The sequence below is a fragment of the Blautia sp. HCN-1074 genome (assembly GCF_037890165.1).
Taxonomy (GTDB): domain Bacteria; phylum Bacillota; class Clostridia; order Lachnospirales; family Lachnospiraceae; genus Blautia_A.
The window spans coordinates 1-17,411 of the sequence record NZ_JBBKBP010000004.1; the positions used below are offsets into that span (position 1 = coordinate 1).

At 43.1% G+C, this 17,411-nt stretch carries 17 protein-coding genes; 1 reads left to right on the forward strand and 16 read right to left on the reverse strand.

Features of this window, described 5'->3' with window-relative positions; all coding sequences use genetic code 11:
• The coding region (locus tag WKT11_RS04975) for a hypothetical protein (RefSeq protein WP_340282975.1) at positions 1 to 189 on the forward strand (189 nt) is incomplete at its 5' end.
• Positions 190 to 432: 243 nt separating this feature from the next.
• Here the strand turns inward: WKT11_RS04975 and WKT11_RS04980 are convergent.
• The 16 genes from WKT11_RS04980 to WKT11_RS05055 all read right to left on the reverse strand — a co-directional run bounded on the left by WKT11_RS04980 (position 433) and on the right by WKT11_RS05055 (position 16,887).
• Positions 433 to 1,827 carry a sugar transferase gene (locus WKT11_RS04980; protein WP_340282977.1) on the reverse strand — a complete coding sequence of 465 codons (1,395 nt, stop codon included), beginning with the start codon at positions 1,825 to 1,827 and terminating at the stop codon, positions 433 to 435.
• A 202-nt stretch (positions 1,828 to 2,029) separates the two neighbouring features.
• Complete coding sequence (locus WKT11_RS04985; RefSeq protein ID WP_118516889.1) at positions 2,030 to 2,632, reverse strand: hypothetical protein; 603 nt, start codon at positions 2,630 to 2,632, stop codon at positions 2,030 to 2,032.
• Positions 2,633 to 2,773: 141 nt separating this feature from the next.
• Positions 2,774 to 3,814: an LCP family protein gene (locus tag WKT11_RS04990; RefSeq protein WP_340282980.1), complete on the reverse strand. Its 1,041-nt coding sequence runs from the start codon at positions 3,812 to 3,814 to the stop codon at positions 2,774 to 2,776.
• 16 nt (positions 3,815 to 3,830) lie between these two features.
• A complete protein-coding gene (locus tag WKT11_RS04995) occupies positions 3,831 to 4,799 on the reverse strand; it encodes a hypothetical protein (protein WP_340282982.1) in 969 nt (322 codons plus the stop codon).
• A 70-nt stretch (positions 4,800 to 4,869) separates the two neighbouring features.
• Positions 4,870 to 5,577 (reverse strand): polysaccharide biosynthesis tyrosine autokinase, encoded by a 708-nt coding sequence (locus WKT11_RS05000; protein WP_117674816.1) that lies wholly within the window; start codon positions 5,575 to 5,577, stop codon positions 4,870 to 4,872.
• A 21-nt stretch (positions 5,578 to 5,598) separates the two neighbouring features.
• Positions 5,599 to 6,384 (reverse strand): YveK family protein, encoded by a 786-nt coding sequence (locus WKT11_RS05005; protein ID WP_055152482.1) that lies wholly within the window; start codon positions 6,382 to 6,384, stop codon positions 5,599 to 5,601.
• 203 nt (positions 6,385 to 6,587) lie between these two features.
• Entirely contained in the window at positions 6,588 to 7,316 is a 729-nt protein-coding gene (locus WKT11_RS05010) for a CpsB/CapC family capsule biosynthesis tyrosine phosphatase (RefSeq protein ID WP_119250929.1), read from the reverse strand.
• A gap of 101 nt (positions 7,317 to 7,417) precedes the next feature.
• Positions 7,418 to 8,494, reverse strand: coding sequence for a 30S ribosomal protein S1 (rpsA, locus tag WKT11_RS05015; RefSeq protein WP_055152445.1), 1,077 nt, complete (start codon positions 8,492 to 8,494; stop codon positions 7,418 to 7,420).
• Positions 8,475 to 9,353 carry a 4-hydroxy-3-methylbut-2-enyl diphosphate reductase gene (gene ispH / locus WKT11_RS05020; RefSeq protein ID WP_117674814.1) on the reverse strand — a complete coding sequence of 293 codons (879 nt, stop codon included), beginning with the start codon at positions 9,351 to 9,353 and terminating at the stop codon, positions 8,475 to 8,477. The genes rpsA and ispH overlap by 20 nt, the downstream gene beginning before the upstream one ends.
• Positions 9,353 to 10,024, reverse strand: a complete 672-nt coding sequence (gene cmk / locus WKT11_RS05025) for a (d)CMP kinase (RefSeq protein ID WP_118570926.1) — start codon at positions 10,022 to 10,024, stop codon at positions 9,353 to 9,355. Before cmk ends, ispH begins: the two co-directional genes overlap by 1 nt.
• Positions 10,025 to 10,096: 72 nt before the next feature.
• A complete protein-coding gene (locus WKT11_RS05030; RefSeq protein WP_117674812.1) occupies positions 10,097 to 11,341 on the reverse strand; it encodes an NAD(P)/FAD-dependent oxidoreductase in 1,245 nt (414 codons plus the stop codon).
• A 154-nt stretch (positions 11,342 to 11,495) separates the two neighbouring features.
• Positions 11,496 to 12,908: an oxaloacetate decarboxylase subunit alpha gene (locus tag WKT11_RS05035; RefSeq protein WP_117674811.1), complete on the reverse strand. Its 1,413-nt coding sequence runs from the start codon at positions 12,906 to 12,908 to the stop codon at positions 11,496 to 11,498.
• Between the two features lie 141 nt (positions 12,909 to 13,049).
• Positions 13,050 to 14,198 (reverse strand): sodium ion-translocating decarboxylase subunit beta, encoded by a 1,149-nt coding sequence (locus WKT11_RS05040; protein WP_008704466.1) that lies wholly within the window; start codon positions 14,196 to 14,198, stop codon positions 13,050 to 13,052.
• Positions 14,199 to 14,214: 16 nt separating this feature from the next.
• Positions 14,215 to 14,583, reverse strand: coding sequence for a biotin/lipoyl-containing protein (locus WKT11_RS05045; protein ID WP_022381146.1), 369 nt, complete (start codon positions 14,581 to 14,583; stop codon positions 14,215 to 14,217).
• A gap of 97 nt (positions 14,584 to 14,680) precedes the next feature.
• Positions 14,681 to 15,436 carry an OadG family transporter subunit gene (locus WKT11_RS05050; RefSeq protein ID WP_243009823.1) on the reverse strand — a complete coding sequence of 252 codons (756 nt, stop codon included), beginning with the start codon at positions 15,434 to 15,436 and terminating at the stop codon, positions 14,681 to 14,683.
• 14 nt (positions 15,437 to 15,450) lie between these two features.
• Positions 15,451 to 16,887, reverse strand: a complete 1,437-nt coding sequence (locus tag WKT11_RS05055) for an acyl-CoA carboxylase subunit beta (protein WP_117843921.1) — start codon at positions 16,885 to 16,887, stop codon at positions 15,451 to 15,453.
• Positions 16,888 to 17,411: the final 524 nt, after the last annotated feature.

The window sequence follows — 17,411 nt, forward strand, 5'->3', positions numbered from 1 at the left end:
ACGTTACCGCAACAGACTCAAGACTCGCTTCAAATGCTGTGGTTAACAGCTTATTTGATGGGGCTTCCACCCACCGGACTATATACCCTTTGCTGGACGCACGGTCAGACCCCAATGTGGTCCAAAAGAACTGCCAGAGCAGTGCCATTTAAAAAGGAACAGAAAAAAGTGCCTCAAACATTGATGTAAGTATTATAGCAGGAACTCTGGCTTTTTTCTTCTCTCTTTCCACTCTATTTCCGATTTTATAATTCTTTTATAGATCTTTTAGCTCTGCTTTATCCTCTTTAGTTGTACTTCACAGAGTCAGACCCAGACGTTCACTCAATAGAACCATTTTATATTTATTCTAATCTTATCGTATTATATATTTACCTTTTATAAGGCGAAGGAGAATATAAACATAGCTGAATTCTCCTATCGCTTACTAAATCAATTTCTATTTTTTCTTCCCACTTGCCACTCTATATCCAGTTTCACAACTTCCTCGAAATCCGTAATATCGCTTCTCCCACTCACCTGCCACATACCAGTAATCCCTGGTTTTATCGCAAGTCGTGCTCGATGATGCAGTTCATACTTCTCCCATTCATCCAGTGTCGGTGGTCTTGTGCCTACCAGTGACATGTCTCCTTTTAGTACATTGAGGAATTGTGGAAATTCATCCAGGCTTGTTTTCCTAATAAAATTACCAATACCAGTCTTTTTTTCTCCATTTGGCAAGATTTTATTTCCTATTACACGTGGATCGAATTCCAGCTTAAACATCATACCGTCTTCAACTCTGTTGTCTTTCATCAGTTCTTTTTTCCGCTCCTCAGCATCCATGTACATGCTGCGGAATTTATACATCTTAAACTTCTTGCCGTTCTTTCCCACTCGAACCTGTGAGAAGAAAATCGGACCTGGCGACTGAATATAGATTGCAGGTGCCACAAATATGAAAATTATTCCTGTTAAAATACATCCTGCCAATCCACCTATAATATCCAGACTTCTCTTCATAACTGCCTGCTTCACAGTTGCATAGTTTATGCTGGTTGTCAATACTGTATAATCGCCCAGCTTCTCTACCAACTGCTTCTTTCCTATCGCATCTGCCATCTTTGCCAGATTTAAATGCACCGTCACACCTGTTTCTAACAGCTGATCTGCTAGCTTCTGTGGATAAGGGTATTTTTCAGAAATCACAAGAAAAACTTCATCAATCCATTCTCTGCAGACATAATTTGCCGCCTCTTCTTCATTTGCCAGAACAGGAATTCCTTCTATCTTTTGTCCTTTCATATCTTTGTCCACAAGCACAATTCCAACCAAATTAAATCGCTGGTAATTATGCTCCTGCATGCTGCGCACCACTTCAGCAGCAATATCACTGCTTGTAATAATCAGAAGTGAACGGTCGCCTCCATTTTCCATTCTTTTCTGCAAATGTTTCTTCCACAAAATCCTTGTCACATATGCAAATATTATATAGAACACAGCTGTAAAATACAAAACTGATCTGGAAAAAGAGGTTCCCTCTTGAATTGTAAATAAATATAAAACTGCCAGAAGCATTACCAGAATCACGTGTTTAACCGTCGCAGCCAGTTCCTGATAGTATCCCCGTCTCAATACGCCTTTTAAAGTCTCAAACAGAAATACCACAAAAAAATCGATAAATGTCAACATAAATGCCATATTTCTGTATAATAAATTCTTGTACGGATTTCCTATCCCATGACGACAAACATATGATAAAACGAATGCCAGATGCAGGCTGATTAAATCAATTAATATAAAATCAAAATGCTTCAGCCAACCTTTAGAACTTTTTCTATACATATTTTTCTTTTTCTTCTCTCCCTATTTTCATAAATCTATGTTTTCGCTATAGGTTATTCTACATAGTTCTACATAATTTGTCAATATTTTCTGTTTAAAACATTTCGTATTACTGAAAGCAAAGCATACAATAACTTTTTTCAGAGCATAAAAACAGCCGCCATTTCTGGCGGCTGCATTTTATTTCTAAATTACCGAATAATTATTCAGCATCTGCAACAACTGTGAAGAAAGCACCATCATCTAATGCAACTTCAAGAGTTTTGTTCTCTTTGTCAACGCTGATCGGATCAACGATCTGCCATTTCTTTGCATCTTCTTTGCTGTAAGCTACAAGCTGAATGTTCTCCATAGTATCTGTGATACTTGGAACAGAGATCTCAACTTCATATTTACCATCAGCATTCTTCTCTGCTTTGTCTGCATCAAGTACTTTGAATTCATCAAAACCTGTAACGAATTCTTTTCCGTCAAGTTTCTGAATGAGTTCATCGATAGCTGCTTTAACTTCTTCGTCTGTTGTCTCTTCTGAAAGAGTTTTCAGAACGTCAACGAAAGCAGCAACTTCCATTTTACCTTCGTTAACCTGTTTGAAAGCGTCAGCTACTGCCGGCAGTTCTGCCTGCAGATCAGCAAATCCTTCTGTTTCTTCGATCTTCTGAACAACTTCATAGATTGCAGACTGTTCAGCAGATACTGTAATTGCGCTTGTGCGGCTTCCTGCTGCACTGACACCTACAGTAGCACATCCTACTCCAAGGGCAGTTGCTAAAGCAAGTGTCATGAATTTCTTTGCAATTTTCATAATGCACCTCTCCTTTTGGATTATTTTTATATTGATAATCGTACAGGAAGTCTGTACGAATTATCTCTGAGTAACAATAACAGTACTAATGACTATTTATCACCATACAGTTTATTCCAAACCGGCTGTCTTCTAACCGGTTTATTGAATTTTCTCATAAAACATGGAAATAATCAAGTCCGACAGAGCATCTTTATCTACTTGATACTCATCAAAGTTCTTACCTTGCTTTCCCTCACCTGGTACAGTCTCTGTATCAGTGATGCCGTTTCCGGATGCTGTAAGCAACTTCGCAAATACATCATTTCCCATGTTTGTGACTGTATAGCTCTTAATACTGTCATAGAGGTCTGCCACAAATCCGGCATCCTCTCCTGCCTTCTCCTGCGCTTTCTGAATTAATGCCTGGAGATAGGTTTTCTGTCTCTCCTGACGGACCAGAGCACTCTGGGTTTTGTCAGTGTCTCGATATCGTACAAACTTTTCTGCGTTTTCACCTGTAATATTAACAACAGCACCCTCTTTAAATTCCGGATATGTATCTTCAAGGCTGTTGTCAGGCACTGTGATCTGAACTCCACCTACAAAGTCCGTAATCACCGGAATACCATCCATATTCATGGAGCAATATCCCTGAATCGGCAGTCCGTCCAGCAGATTGGATACTGCTGTCTTCATCAGTTCACAGCTTTTTTGCTTGCCATCACCAAATGCGTACTGTATATTGATGTGGTCTGTTGACTCTCCGAGACTTTTACCGGATGGATTGAAAACTTCAATCTCCGTCATAGAATCTCTTGGAATAAAGAGCACCTTAATTTCTTCTGTTGCCCTGTCCATGGAAACCACAAAAATCGCATCTGCCTGACCGGCATCTTCCTGTGTCTGATAGGTATCTACCGGATTTCTTGTATCAATTCCTAGAAATAAGTAGTTGCTGAGATGATCGTTATATTTATATGTCCCGCCCTTATATTCCACCGTGTCACTGCCTGATGTCTGGCTCGTTCGACTCTGGTCATCACTGTTCTTGCCGCTTGTCTTTTGGGATGCTGCTTTTGTCTGCATCATAAAATAATACCCGCCGCCCAAAACTGTAAGAACTATGATCAGGATAATTATCAGAATCATATAAATCTTTCGTTGTCTCGCAGCTTCTTTTGCTGTTTTTTTCATTTTCATTCCTTCAATCGTTTATTCAGCTCTGGCTGATATAGCCAAGCTCCTGCAATTTCTGGAACACTGCCTCTGCCATAGCCTGCTGTGCTTCATGAGTAGCAGACAGCTGCTGTGTCACATTTGCAAGACTGATATAATGTTCGCCCCACTTCTCGCTGAGCACCTGATCAAGTGCTTCAGAAGTCACGCTTCCATCCATAGGGCGTGTTCCCACAACAATGAACTGGTCTTTGTTCTGGAATGTATTTAAAATCTGTTCCTGCTGCTCAGCAAGCTCTGCAGGATCATGATTCCATCCGCCATAGTATCCCATGAAGATGACAGGTACACAGTCCATATCATTTCTGGTAGTCTGTTCTTCTGTAAGATCACGGATTCCTGTCTCTGTTACATTCAGCTGCGCACCATTTGCAGTCTGCTGATGTTTCGCAATATATCCCTGAAGAGTCTCATCACTTACACCGGCCATCTTCATCATGGAAAGTGTACCGCCGCCCTGAAGGGTCTTGTTGATCACTGTCAGGTTATATCCGTTGTCTGTCAGAAGTTTCTGAAGTACTGCCATGTAGGAATAGGTGTTGGATTCCTCACCATTGATCAGATCATCTCCCCAGCATACGACACCGGAAATTGTTCTCGGTGCTTCTGCTTCAGTAGTATCTTCTGCCTGTGCAGTCTCCTCTGCATCCTCTTCCCCGGCTGTGTCTTCTTTCTTCTTGCTCTTCTTTGTCTCACTGTTATCGGCATCTTCTGTATTCTCATCTTCGGAGGATGCCTTCTCTAACTGTGCAGCGTGTTCCTTTACTGCTTCATAATCTTCGATTCCGCTCTGCTGGTTACCTGCAAGTTCTGTCAGACGTTTGGCTTCTTCCTGCTCTGTATTATAGCTCATCACAAGAATTGTACCGAGAACCCCCACCAGGATAATACAGATAAAACCCAGCAAAATATTTGTCTTTTTCCCTTTTCTCTTCTTATTTCTGCTCACTTTTCCCAATTTTCCTTTACTGTTAATTATGGTTATGATATCACATCTAAACGATTATCAGACAGCGATATTATTTCTGGGACTCATCATCGCTTCTGCGATAGTATTCACCATAATGTTTGTAGTAAGAAGAGTAATATTTGTCGCCACTGGTGTCTATCTTATTCATAACAGCTCCCAGAACACGGCATCCGCTTCTCTCAAGCTGTGCAAATGCCTTCTGTGCATCTCTGTATCTGACGCTGCCTGGCTGGATCAGGAAGATTGCTCCATCACAGCATCTGCCGATTACCGCAGCATCGATTACAGTTCCGATCGGCGGTGTGTCAATCAGTATGTAATTGTAATATTCCCTGACTTCTTTCAGAAAAACCTTGAAAATGTTCTCGCTGAGAAGTCCTGAAGGGTTTGGTGCAGCCGGACCTCCGAATATAATGTCCATATTCTGGAAATTCGTCTCATAGATAATATCCTGCAGTCCTACCTGCCCACTGAGAAGTTGGGAAAGTCCTTTGACCTCTTCTTCTACTCCCAGTCGTCCTGCATAAGCAGTCTTTCTGATATCCGCATCCAGAAGAAGAACTTTCTTACCGATGCTTCCAAGCTCCTGTGCAAGGCTGAGTACTACATCACTCTTACCTTCATTTGGAAAGCAGCTTGTAACCAGAATTGTCTTTATGCTCTGACCGGACAGCTGGATATTTGTACGCAGCGTTTTAATCGCTTCGCTGTAGAAATAGTCCGGTTTTCTTTTATCTGTTAAGTTGAGTTTCTTCATTGCTCAGATTCCTCCATTACTCTAGCGACGCTTCTTGTTCTTCTTATTGCTCTTTGGTTTCTTGTTCTTCATGTTTACGTAGTCTTTTCTGTCAGGAACCTTGGCAAGTACAGAAACACCGAGATATTTCTCAATATCTTCTTCTGTCTTGATAGTATCATCCATTACAGCGTATACAACTACGATTGCCGCACATGCAAGAAATCCGAGTAAGAAGCCAATTACTGAGTTCTTCATTACACTTGGAGAAGTTCTCTCTGTAGCAATCTTACCAACTTCGATGATCTTAGGCGGAATAACCTCCATCTTGTCTCCGATATAGGATGAGGAAACATTCGCAATCTCATCTACGATCTTCTTAGCCATTGTAGAATCCGGATTATCAACAGTGATCTCAAGGATACGGGTATCTGTCGGATTATTAATCGTTACATCCTCTTTCAGATCCTCCGCTGTCATATCCAGGTTCAGATTTGTAACTACCTGTTCCAGTACAGGGGTACTTGTGATCAGTACTGTGTAATCACTTGTCAGACTGGCACCTAACTGCAGATCCGCCAGAGATGTCAGCGTGGTTTCCTTTGAGAGAACAAGCATACTGGATGTTGAACTGTAGATTGGTGTCATCAGGAACTGTGTACATGCAGCTCCGATACAGCCACCTATAAGAGCAACCATCAGTACCAGCAGAATTTTCTTTCTGAGTGCATGAAATATTTCCAGTAAATCAATTTCAACTTCATCGTCATTGACATCAAGTGCCTGCACCCTGCTGCTCTCAAATTTGCTGTTCAAATTGTCTAACATCTGATATTTTCCTTTTCCCTTTTTCATTGTAGTTTTTGTAATTATCCGACTGATTTATTTTACAGCAGACAGTTACAGTTTTACATAAACCGTATACATTTTACCGTAGTAAGTATAAAAAGTCAATTGCGAGTGACATTATTCTTTGAAATTCATTAAAATTCTTTAAAATCCGACCACAAAGTTAACTCGGTCAAAATCCATTAAAATTTATGATCTATGATTTTCTGCGGATTTCGAATGAAAAGCTGTTTCGCATAGTCTGTATCCATTTTCTTTATTACATAGCTATAGGCTTCCCCGATTCTGGAAATTCTTTTACTGCTGTCATGGCAGTCAGAACCTACAAAATGAACCAGGTCATTCTTCATCAGCTTCTGACAGTAGCGTTTTGTAAAAAAGCCGTCTTTTCCCACAATGCTGTCTGCATTGATCTGCATATAAGCTCCCATCTCTGTCAGTTCTTCTACAAAGTCCAGATCTGTACGGGTCGCTTCGTATCGTTCAATATGTGCAACAATGGGTCTGTACCCGCCGGAAAGCATTGCAGACAGGCGTTCTCTGATATAGGATGCCTCTGAATTGTGAGAGAATTCTACCAGCACATACCTGGAACCAGCCATGGTAGAAACTTTTTTCTCACGAAGCATAGGAAGCATCTCCATATTTGCATGAAATTCGCATCCGAGGTAAAGATGCAGATCTTTACTGATATCTGCTGCCGCCTCTTCTGCCAGACGGAATTGTCTCTGTACTTTTTCCAGAGGTGTCTCAAACATCCGGAAACGGAAATGAGGCGTCAGAATAATGTTTCTCACTCCCTGCTTATATTCCATCTCCAATAATTTTCTTGTTTCTTCAATATCCGCAGCTCCGTCATCCACTCCTGGCGCAATGTGGCAATGTATATCGAATATTCCTTCTTCGAGCATTCTTGTTATCCCTTCTGTCAACAAAACTGCCGGATATTCAGCAAGCAGCTTTCCATCCGGCAGTCTCTGTTATTCAACACAACTATTTTTGTTGTCTGTTATTATTCTTCTGTAGCTTCCTCAGCCGGTGCTTCAAGAGCTTTCATGCTCAGGCTGATCTTCTTGTCTTCGCCGTTGAAGTCAACAACTTTAGCTTCGATCTCCTGTCCGATTGACAGTACGTCTGCAGGTTTTGCAACGTGCTCTCTGGAAATCTGAGATACGTGAAGAAGTGCATCTACACCTGGTGCAAGTTCTACGAATGCGCCGAAGTCTGTCATACGTGCAACTTTACCTTTTACTACGTTTCCTACAGCGAAGTCCTCAGCTGCTGTGAGCCATGGATTTGCTTCCGGGAATTTGAGGGAAAGTGCAATCTTGTCTCCGTTGATCTCTTTGATAAGAACTTTAAGTGTTTCGCCAACTGTGAATACTTTCTTCGGGTTCTCTACTCTGCCCCAGGACATTTCGGAGATGTGAAGAAGTCCGTCAGCTCCGCCGAGATCGATGAATGCACCGAAATCTGTAACGTTCTTAACAGTTCCTTCAACTGTATCACCTACATGGATTTTCTCCATTAATTCTTTCTGTTTCTCTGCTTTCTCAGCAAGAAGAAGCTGCTTACGGTTACCGATGATGCGGCGTCTTCTCGGGTTGAATTCTGTGATTACGAATTCGATCTCCTGATCTGCATATTTGGAAAGGTCTTTCTCATATGTGTCGGATACGAGGCTTGCAGGAATGAATACTCTTGCTTCGTCTACGTTTACACAAAGTCCGCCATCGAGTACCTGAGTTACAGGAGCTTTTAATACTTCCTGATTCTCAAATGCTTCTTCAAGACGTTTGTTGCCTTTCTCTGCTGCCAGTCTCTTATAAGTAAGAGTTACCTGACCTTCTCCATCGTTTACTTTGAGAACTTTTGCTTCCATTGTGTCGCCAACGTGAACAGCATCAGTGAGTACAAGGCTTGCATCGTTAGAGTATTCGTTCTTTGTGATAATACCGTCTGCTTTATAACCGATATTCAGAATAATCTCATCTTCTTTTACATCGATGACAGTACCCTGTACAATCTCTCCATTTCTGATAGTTTTTACGGAATCTTCCAGCATCTGTTCAAAACTTAATTCTGACATGTTCTTGAACCTCCTCAATAATTTTGTTTGGGGTGGAAGCCCCTGCTGTAATACCTACATAACTACTGCATTGGAACATTTCAGAATCCAAGTCTACAGGTGTTTGTATATAGTAAGTATTTCCACATTCCTTTTTGCATATTTCAAACAGCTTTTGAGTATTGGAACTGTGCCGGCCGCCTACGACCAGCATAGTGTCTACCTCTCCGGCTATGTTTTTTGCTTCTCTCTGCCGTTCTTCGGTAGCATTACAAATAGTGTTTAAAATATTAAGAATATTTAAAACATTATTATCATACCTCTTTTTGCGGAGAATTTCAACTAAATCTTTAAATTTGTTGTAATTAAATGTCGTCTGGGACACAATACTTATTTTTTTCCCTTTCGGAGGCACAAATGCATCGGCTTCTTCCTGGTTTTTGATGACTGTGTACGGTCCCTGACACCATCCGCAGATTCCCTGTACTTCCGGATGGTCTTTGTCACCGATGATGACTACGTGGTTTCCGGCGAGACTTTCGCGCTCTACGATCCTGTGGATTTTCAGGACGAATGGACAGGTGACGTCTACGTATGAGATGCCTTTTTGTTTCAGTTTATCGTAGATTGACTTTCCTACGCCGTGGGAGCGGATCACTACGATGCCGTTCTGCTGATTGTTGTCCGGGGTGTCTAGGTCTGCTTCTGTGATGACCTTAACGCCTCTGGATTCCAGGTCTGCTACTACTTCTTCGTTGTGGATAATCGGCCCCAGGGTGAAGATTGGTTTCTGTTCGGTGTCGATGAGTTCGTAGACTTTGTCCACGGCTCTCTTAACTCCGAAGCAGAAGCCGGCTGTTTCGGCTACTTTTACTTTCATTATTTCTGCACTTTCTCCTTATAAACATCAAGGATTGCATTTACAACGTCGTCAATTCCCATCTCTGAAGAATCTACAAGCACCGCATCGTCTGCCTGTCTGAGAGGAGAAACTTCGCGGTTCATGTCGCGTTCGTCGCGCTCAATGATGTCCTTACGAATCTGGTCAAGGTCGAATGGTTCGCCTTTCTGCTCATACTCAAGGGCTCTTCTTCTGGCTCTGGTGTCAGCACTTGCTGTGAGATAGATTTTTACTTCAGCGTTCGGAAGGATCGTTGTGCCGATATCTCTTCCGTCCATAACGACGTCGTTCTTCTCTGCCAGAGTTCTCTGGAGTCTGAGAAGGTGGGCTCTTACGTTTGCGTTTGCAGAGCTCTTGGATGCCATATTTCCTACCTGCTCTGTGCGCAGCATGGAGTTGACGTTCTCGCCGTTTAAGATTACGATCTGTTCTCCGTTTTTGTATTCGATGGAGATATCTGCACCGGAACACTCTGCTTCGATTGCTTTCTGATCGTCTCCGTTTACTCCTTTGTTCAGAAGATATAAGGCCATTGCTCTGTACATGGCTCCTGTATCTACGTAGATAAATGATAATTCTTTCGCCACTTTTTTGGCGATGGTGCTCTTTCCTGCTCCTGCAGGTCCGTCGATGGCAATATTACATCCCATTTTCGCGGTTCCTCCTGTTTCTATTAATTACAGCAGTATTCTCTGCCTTTTAACTTTTAAGTTTTTAACCAATCACTGTATCGCCTGAGCAGCTAAATATGCGGTAGACCATGCGATCTGAAGGTTGTATCCGCCTGTCACTGCATCCAGATCCAGTACTTCGCCTGCGAAGTAGAGTCCTGAGATTTTCTTTGATTCCATTGTTCCCGGGTTTATTTCTTTTACGGAAACGCCGCCTTTGGTGATGATGGCTTCTTTGAATTCTCCCATGCCTGTGATAGTGAACGGGAAGGCTTTTACAAGATCAACGAAATGCTGACGTTCTTCTCTGGAGATATCATGGATTTTCTTCTCTGCCGGGATTCCGCCAAGTTCCAGCATTACCGGTGTCAGGGATGACGGGAAAAGTACTCCGATCACGTTCTTGAACTGTTTGTTCTGTCCTGTCTCGAATTCGCGCAGGATTCTGGCATCTAACTGTTCTTTGGTAAGAGCCGGTTTCAGGTCCAGGTATGCACAGAGTTCTCCGTTCTCTGCTTTCGCCAGTTTCGCTCCGATGTGGGCACTGGCAGAGAGAATCATCGGGCCTGTCACACCGAAATGGGTGAACATCATCTCGCCGAAATCTTCGTAGAGAACTTTCTTGCCGTTCTTTATGGTAAGTCCCGTATTCTTGAGGGAAAGTCCCTGGAGTTTCGGGATGTAGTCTTCTTTTGTCTTTAATGGGACTAAGGATGGGCTGATATCTGTGACTTTCAAGCCCAGTTCTCTTGCAAAACGGTATCCGTCCCCGGTGGAGCCTGTACTCTGGTAGGAGAAGCCGCCGGTGGCTACAATAACTGCATCACCCTCCATAAAGGTGCCATCCTCAAGAATGACTCCTGTGACCTTCTCCGCTTCCGGTTTCTTAACGATCTCTTTTACTGTAGTGTGCAGATGAACCTTCGCTCCGGCTTTCTTCAGTTCACGCTCCAGTGCACGGATGATGTCTGAGGAATGATCAGACTGTGGAAATACTCTGTTTCCCCTCTCTACTTTCAGAGGTACGCCTGCTTCCTCGAAAAAATTCATGACGTCCTGTGGACCGAATGAATAAAATCCGCTGTAGAGAAATTTCGGATTGCTCATGACTGCTGGGAAGAGTTCCTCTGTGTCGCAGGCGTTTGCTACGTTGCAGCGGCCTTTTCCGGTGATAAATACTTTCTTGCCGAGTTTTTCGTTTTTTTCTAATATATGAACTTCATGATGGTTGCGGGCTGCGAATACTCCCGCCATCATTCCGGCAGCGCCGCCGCCGATAATAAGTACTTTGCTCATGGAATGTTCCTTCCTGTATTTTTTGCGTTTATCCATACCCTGCTGACTGCTCCACTACGAAGAAGCTCCTGTCTTGTGGGTATTACATCTTTTTTATAATAACGCAAAGGAGCCTGCTTGCGCAAGCTCCTTTTTTCTTTTGTTACATATTTAATTAAACAGGATATGCTCCGTTCTTTTTGTCAGCTGCTTTCTCGTCAACTTTTGTTTTCTGAGCCTGACGATACTTGAAGAAGTCCATAGCTACCTGTGGGAACAGTGCGTATGTTAATACATCCTCATCCTGTTCTTTGTACTGGGCCATTTCACTCTCAAGTTTCTCAAGTTCGTTGTCAAGAAGGTCTGCCGGACGGCATGTGATCGGTTTCTCATCGCCGATGCACTTCTTCTGTACTTCCGGATTAAACGGTTTTACAGTTGCGCCGTATTTTCCTAACAAGATATCTTTTGTTTCTTTTGTAACCATTTTGTATCTCTCGCCCATAAGTACGTTGAATACAGCCTGTGTACCAACGATCTGGGAAGACGGAGTAACAAGTGGCGGTTCACCGAGGTCTTTACGTACACGCGGAACTTCCTCAAGAACATCGTAGAATTTGTCTTCTGCGTGCTGTTCTTTTAACTGGGAAGTCAGGTTGGAGAGCATACCGCCCGGTACCTGGTACAGTAAAGTCTTGATGTTAACACCAAGGTTCTTCGGATTAAGAAGTCCGCTGTCAAGAGCTTCGTCACGGATCGGACGGAAGTAGTCAGCGATCTCGGAGAGAAGTTTCTGGTCAAATCCTGTGTCGTATGGTGTATCCTTGAATGTCTCAACCATAACTTCTGTTGCAGGCTGGGATGTTCCCAGTGCGAATGGAGACATTGCTGTATCGATGATATCTACACCTGCTTCCACTGCTTTTAAGTAAGTCATGGAAGCTACACCGGATGTGTAATGTGTATGAAGGTCGATCGGGATGCTAACTGTTTCTTTTAATGCTGTAACAAGCTCTGTAGCTTTATTTGGAAGGAGAAGACCTGCCATATCTTTGATACAGATGGAATTAGCGCCCATATCTTCGATACGTTTTGCAATGTCTGTCCAGTATTCCAGTGTGTAAGCATCTCCTAATGTGTAGGAAAGAGCTACCTGTGCATGAGCCTTCTCTTTGTTTGCAGCGCTTACAGCTGTCTGAAGGTTACGAAGGTCATTGAGGCAGTCAAAAATACGGATGATGTCGATTCCGTTTGCAGCAGATTTCTGTACGAAGTATTCTACAACGTCATCTGCATATGGACGGTATCCAAGGATGTTCTGTCCACGGAAGAGCATCTGAAGTTTTGTGTTCTTAAAGCCGTCACGTAATTTACGAAGTCTTTCCCATGGATCTTCGTGAAGGAAACGAAGGGATGCATCGAATGTTGCACCACCCCAGCACTCTACTGCGTGATAGCCGACTTTGTCAAGTTTATCTACGATCGGAAGCATCTGTTCTGTGGTCATACGTGTTGCGATCTGAGACTGATGAGCATCACGAAGAATGGTTTCCACAATTTTAACAGGTTTTTTCTCTAATTCTGCCATTATTAAATCTCCTTTATAGTTTGTTTAATCGGATATTCGCAATCCGCTTCGCTACTTGCTCATAACCAAATAGCTGCTCCGCAGCTTATCAGAAGGAGTTGCACTCCTCCTGATACAAGCAAGATAGCTTGCTTGATTTGGTTATACTCCAAAAATAGCCATGAATGTTCCGGCTGCTACGGCTGTACCGATAACACCGGCAACGTTCGGACCCATTGCGTGCATCAGAAGGAAGTTTGTAGGATCTGCCTCTGCGCCGACTTTCTGGGATACACGGGCTGCCATAGGTACTGCGGATACACCTGCAGAACCGATCAGCGGATTGATCTTTCCATGAGTCAGTTTGCAGAGCAGTTTACCAAGCATACATCCGCCGAATGTACCGATTGCGAATGCAACAAGACCTAAAACTACGATCTTCAGAGTATCTGCGTTTAAGAATGCTTCTGCACTTGTGGAAGCACCTACGGATGTACCAAGAAGGATAACTACGATATACATCAGGGCATTGGAAGCTGTTTCTGTCAGCTGTTTTACAACGCCGCACTCTCTGAACAGGTTACCAAGCATGAGCATACCAACCAGCGGAGCTGTTGTAGGCAGGATCAGGCAGACAACGATTGTGATAACGATCGGGAAAAGAATCTTCTCCAGTTTGGAAACCGGACGAAGCTGATCCATTTTGATCTTACGTTCTTTCTCTGTTGTGCAGAGTTTCATAATAGGCGGCTGGATGATCGGAACCAGTGACATATAGGAATATGCTGCCACTGCGATCGGTCCCATCAATGCAGACTGTCCAAGTTTACCTGCAAGGAAAATAGAAGTCGGGCCGTCAGCACCACCGATGATGGAGATAGCTGCTGCTGCTTTTCCGTTGAATCCAAGGAAGATTGCAAGGAAGTAAGCTGCATAGATACCAAGCTGTGCCGCAGCACCCATCAGGAAGCTGATCGGGTTTGCGATAAGCGGACCGAAGTCTGTCATGGCACCTACACCCATGAAGATCAGGGATGGTAAGATACTCCACTCATCAAGGATGTAGAAATAATGAAGAAGTCCACCTACACCATTGGACATATCTTCCGGATTTGCCATAATGTCCGGATAGATATTTACAAGCAGCATACCGAATGCGATAGGAACAAGCAGAAGCGGCTCGAATCCTTTTTTGATAGCAAGGTAAAGGAATACGCAGGCTACTGCGATCATCAGGTAATTGCCCCATGTCAGATTGAAGAATGCTGTCTGATGAATCAGGTTGGACAATGTTTCTGTTACATAAGACATTTGACTACCTCCCGTCTTAGTTCATTGTTGCTAAAGTATCTCCGTTTTCTACAGAGGCACCTTCTGCAACATCAATGCTTGCGATAGTACCGTCCTGAGGAGCTACTACAGGGATTTCCATCTTCATGGATTCAAGAATAATTACGCTGTCTCCGGCTTTTACTGCCTGTCCAACGCTTGCTGCTACTTTAACAACTTTACCAGGTACGGAAGCAGTTACTTTTACTGCGCCTGCGCCTGCTGCAGGAGCTGCTGCTTTCGGAGCTGCTGCCGGTGCTGCTTTAGGTGCGGCCTTCGGAGCTGCTGCTGGTGCGGATACGCTTCCTGTTTCTTCAACAGTTACTTCATATGCTGTACCATTTACTGTAATTGTATAGCTTTTCATTTTAAAATCCTCCTAAATAAATAACAATTATTAGCGTTCATTACTTTCTCAGTAATGTAATCTACGATACGCAAAAATATTATCGGATGAACAGTGATTATCTTCTGTTTCTTTTTACTTTGCGGATGGAACGAACTACGAATCCGTCTGTTGTAGTTCCTTCTGCTGCTGCGATTGCTGCTGCGATAACAGCTACCAGTTCTCCGTCATCTGCAAGGTTCTCTTCTGCCTGTGCAGGTGCTGCCGCTGCGATTGCTGCTGCCTCTGCCTCTTTTGCAGCTTTGGCTGCTTTTGCTTCTGCTGCTTTCTTTGCTTCCGGATTCGGGATGAAACGGAACAGAGAAATCAGAAGACTTAATAAAATCAGCATTACGAATACAGTTCCAATACCCATCAGAGTATTAAGACCTGCTCTCTGAAGAGTCTTGCCCATACCATACTGTACATCTACAGTCATAGATGTCGGTGTTCCCTGTGAGTCAAAGACATATACAAAGTTTGCTTCTGCTTTCTCAAATTTAAGAGGAACAGTAACTGTGTACTGATCATCTTTGAAAACTACAGTAGCTTCACCATTGCTGTCCTTCTTTGCGCCAAGTTCATCCTTGGATGTCTGCCAGGACTGCATGGCACTTATTGTAAAGTCATTTCCTGAACTCATGTAATTCTCGATTTCTTCATCTTTAAGCTGGACAATGGTATCTGTCAGCCCCTCTGCTGTAGTTATCAGTGTGGACTTGACAGTATCATTAACCTCATCAGCGGCAAATACCGCAGAAGTGCTGCCGATCACCAGTGCAGCCATTACGAGAAATGTCATGAATACAGAAGTTATTTTTTTGATCATTTTCATATGCGTCACCCCGCTTAAATCGTTCCGTGTTTCTTGGACGGACGATCTTCCCTCTTTGTGAACAGCATCTCAAATGCACCGATTACATATTTTCTTGTGTCAGCCGGGCTGATCACAGTGTCAACATAGCCTCTTGCTGCTGCGGAAGCAACACCATTCTGAAGCTCTCTGTACTGAGCAGCTTTCTCATTCAGTTCAGCAGCATCTGCATCTGCGTACATGATCTTGGCTGCCAGGGAAGCATCCATCATACCGATCTCTGCGTTATCCCATGCATATACAAGGTCTGCACCGATAGATTTGCTGTTCATTGCCACGTAAGCTGTACCGTAAGCTTTGCCGATGATCACGTTTACCTTCGGAACTGTTGCGTCTGCGAATGCAGCTACCAGCTCACCTACGGATTTCGCCATCATCTTCTCGCTGCATAAAGTTGCCATGAAGCCTGTTGCGTTTGTAAGTGTAAGTACCGGAATGTCAAAAGCATCGCAGAATTTCACGAAGTCTGCTGCTTTTCTTGCACCTCTTGCGGAGATGCTTCCGTCAAATGTTTCTACTTTCTTGCCTTCTGCGTCGTATACTTCGCTTCTGTTTGCAACTGCACCGATGGTTGCTCCGTTTAAGCGGATAAAGCCTGTAACCATATCTTTGGCATAGTCTGCTTTTGTCTCGAAGAATTCGCCGTTGTCAGCGATCTGGGAAAGTGCGATTGCTGTATCACCTGCACAGTTTGCAAGTTCAGCGCATACACGGTTGAGATCATCTGTACACTCTGTGTAATTGTCTGTGTCTTCATTATTAGAAGGAAGAAGTGATACTAAAGAGCGGATCTGGCCAAGAACCTCTTCTTCTGTACCAACGCCATCGATCAGACCTGTTTCCTTGCTCTGGAACTCAGCTGCTGCTGTATCGCATTTGTCTGCGTTATTTCCTTCCAGTGCGTTCGGTGTGTTGATGAACATTTTTCCTTTTTTGGATTCGATAAATGTGAAGTCTGTCAGGGACGGGATAACTGCCATACCACCGCCGCATGTTCCGAAGATTGCTGTGATCTGCGGAATCACACCGGATGCCAGTGTCTGTTTCAGATAGATCTGTCCGAAAGCTTCCAGTGCATCTGTTGCTTCCTGAAGACGGATACCAGCACAGTCAACAAGTCCGATAACCGGAGCGCCTGTTTTCATTGCAAGATCATAAAGTCTTGTGATCTTCTTTGCATGCATTTCACCAACAGTACCGTTTAATACGGATGCATCCTGGCTGTATACATAAACCAGTTTGTCATCGATCACACCATATCCGGTGATAACACCGTCAGATGGTGCCTTGTTTGCAGTCATGTTGAAATCTGTGGATCTGGCTGTTACACCCTGTCCGATTTCGACAAAACTGTTTGCGTCAAGCAAAGAAGTAATTCTTGTGCCTGCTAAGCTTTGTGTTGCATTACTCATTCTTGTTTGCCCTCCATCTTTATGAGAATATTTAAAAGTTAACCCAAAAATTTAGCCGATTTTAATTTTACCTTTTCCGGCAGAAAATTTCAACATTTATTTGTCATTTTCGTTAAAAATATAGCAGAAAAATTTGTCAGGTTTCTCCAAATTTTGTTTTTTTGCGTATTTCTTCCTATTAAATAGAAGATATTACGGTTATTTTGCATTGTCCCGTATTTCACCCTCTCCTTTAAACCGGTACATCGTTTTCGAAATAACTATACCACTCGCTTGTTTGCGAATCCGATTGTACAGGTACAAAAGTCTCAGCGCAGCCCAGAGAAAAATACTATAGCCATGCCGGTTTGTCAGGTTTTTTACATGATGCAGCATGCGGTTATGAATGCTTTTCATTCAGTGCGTAGAAAACCATAGATGTTTTTTATTATATAGCACGAATTATCAATTAGATTTATGGATTATCCCGTTATATAATTAACACATCAAAGAAATTCAGGCCACAGCTAAAGCACTGAACAGTT

Excerpts from the sequence above, each read along its gene's own strand:
- WKT11_RS05045 (WP_022381146.1), bottom strand. The coding sequence starts at position 14,583 with ATGAAAAGCTATACAATTACAGTAAATGGTACAGCATATGAAGTAACT.
- WKT11_RS04990 (WP_340282980.1), bottom strand. The coding sequence starts at position 3,814 with ATGAAAATGAAAAAAACAGCAAAAGAAGCTGCGAGACAACGAAAGATT.
- WKT11_RS04985 (WP_118516889.1), bottom strand. The coding sequence starts at position 2,632 with ATGAAAATTGCAAAGAAATTCATGACACTTGCTTTAGCAACTGCCCTT.
- WKT11_RS05030 (WP_117674812.1), bottom strand. The coding sequence starts at position 11,341 with ATGAGCAAAGTACTTATTATCGGCGGCGGCGCTGCCGGAATGATGGCG.
- WKT11_RS05055 (WP_117843921.1), bottom strand. The coding sequence starts at position 16,887 with ATGAGTAATGCAACACAAAGCTTAGCAGGCACAAGAATTACTTCTTTG.
- WKT11_RS05035 (WP_117674811.1), bottom strand. The coding sequence starts at position 12,908 with ATGGCAGAATTAGAGAAAAAACCTGTTAAAATTGTGGAAACCATTCTT.
- ispH (WP_117674814.1), bottom strand. The coding sequence starts at position 9,353 with ATGAAAGTAAAAGTAGCCGAAACAGCCGGCTTCTGCTTCGGAGTTAAG.
- WKT11_RS05050 (WP_243009823.1), bottom strand. The coding sequence starts at position 15,436 with ATGAAAATGATCAAAAAAATAACTTCTGTATTCATGACATTTCTCGTA.
- WKT11_RS05010 (WP_119250929.1), bottom strand. The coding sequence starts at position 7,316 with ATGCTCGAAGAAGGAATATTCGATATACATTGCCACATTGCGCCAGGA.
- WKT11_RS04980 (WP_340282977.1), bottom strand. The coding sequence starts at position 1,827 with ATGTATAGAAAAAGTTCTAAAGGTTGGCTGAAGCATTTTGATTTTATA.
- WKT11_RS05040 (WP_008704466.1), bottom strand. The coding sequence starts at position 14,198 with ATGTCTTATGTAACAGAAACATTGTCCAACCTGATTCATCAGACAGCA.
- rpsA (WP_055152445.1), bottom strand. The coding sequence starts at position 8,494 with ATGTCAGAATTAAGTTTTGAACAGATGCTGGAAGATTCCGTAAAAACT.
- cmk (WP_118570926.1), bottom strand. The coding sequence starts at position 10,024 with ATGGGATGTAATATTGCCATCGACGGACCTGCAGGAGCAGGAAAGAGC.
- WKT11_RS05000 (WP_117674816.1), bottom strand. The coding sequence starts at position 5,577 with ATGAAGAAACTCAACTTAACAGATAAAAGAAAACCGGACTATTTCTAC.
- WKT11_RS05005 (WP_055152482.1), bottom strand. The coding sequence starts at position 6,384 with ATGTTAGACAATTTGAACAGCAAATTTGAGAGCAGCAGGGTGCAGGCA.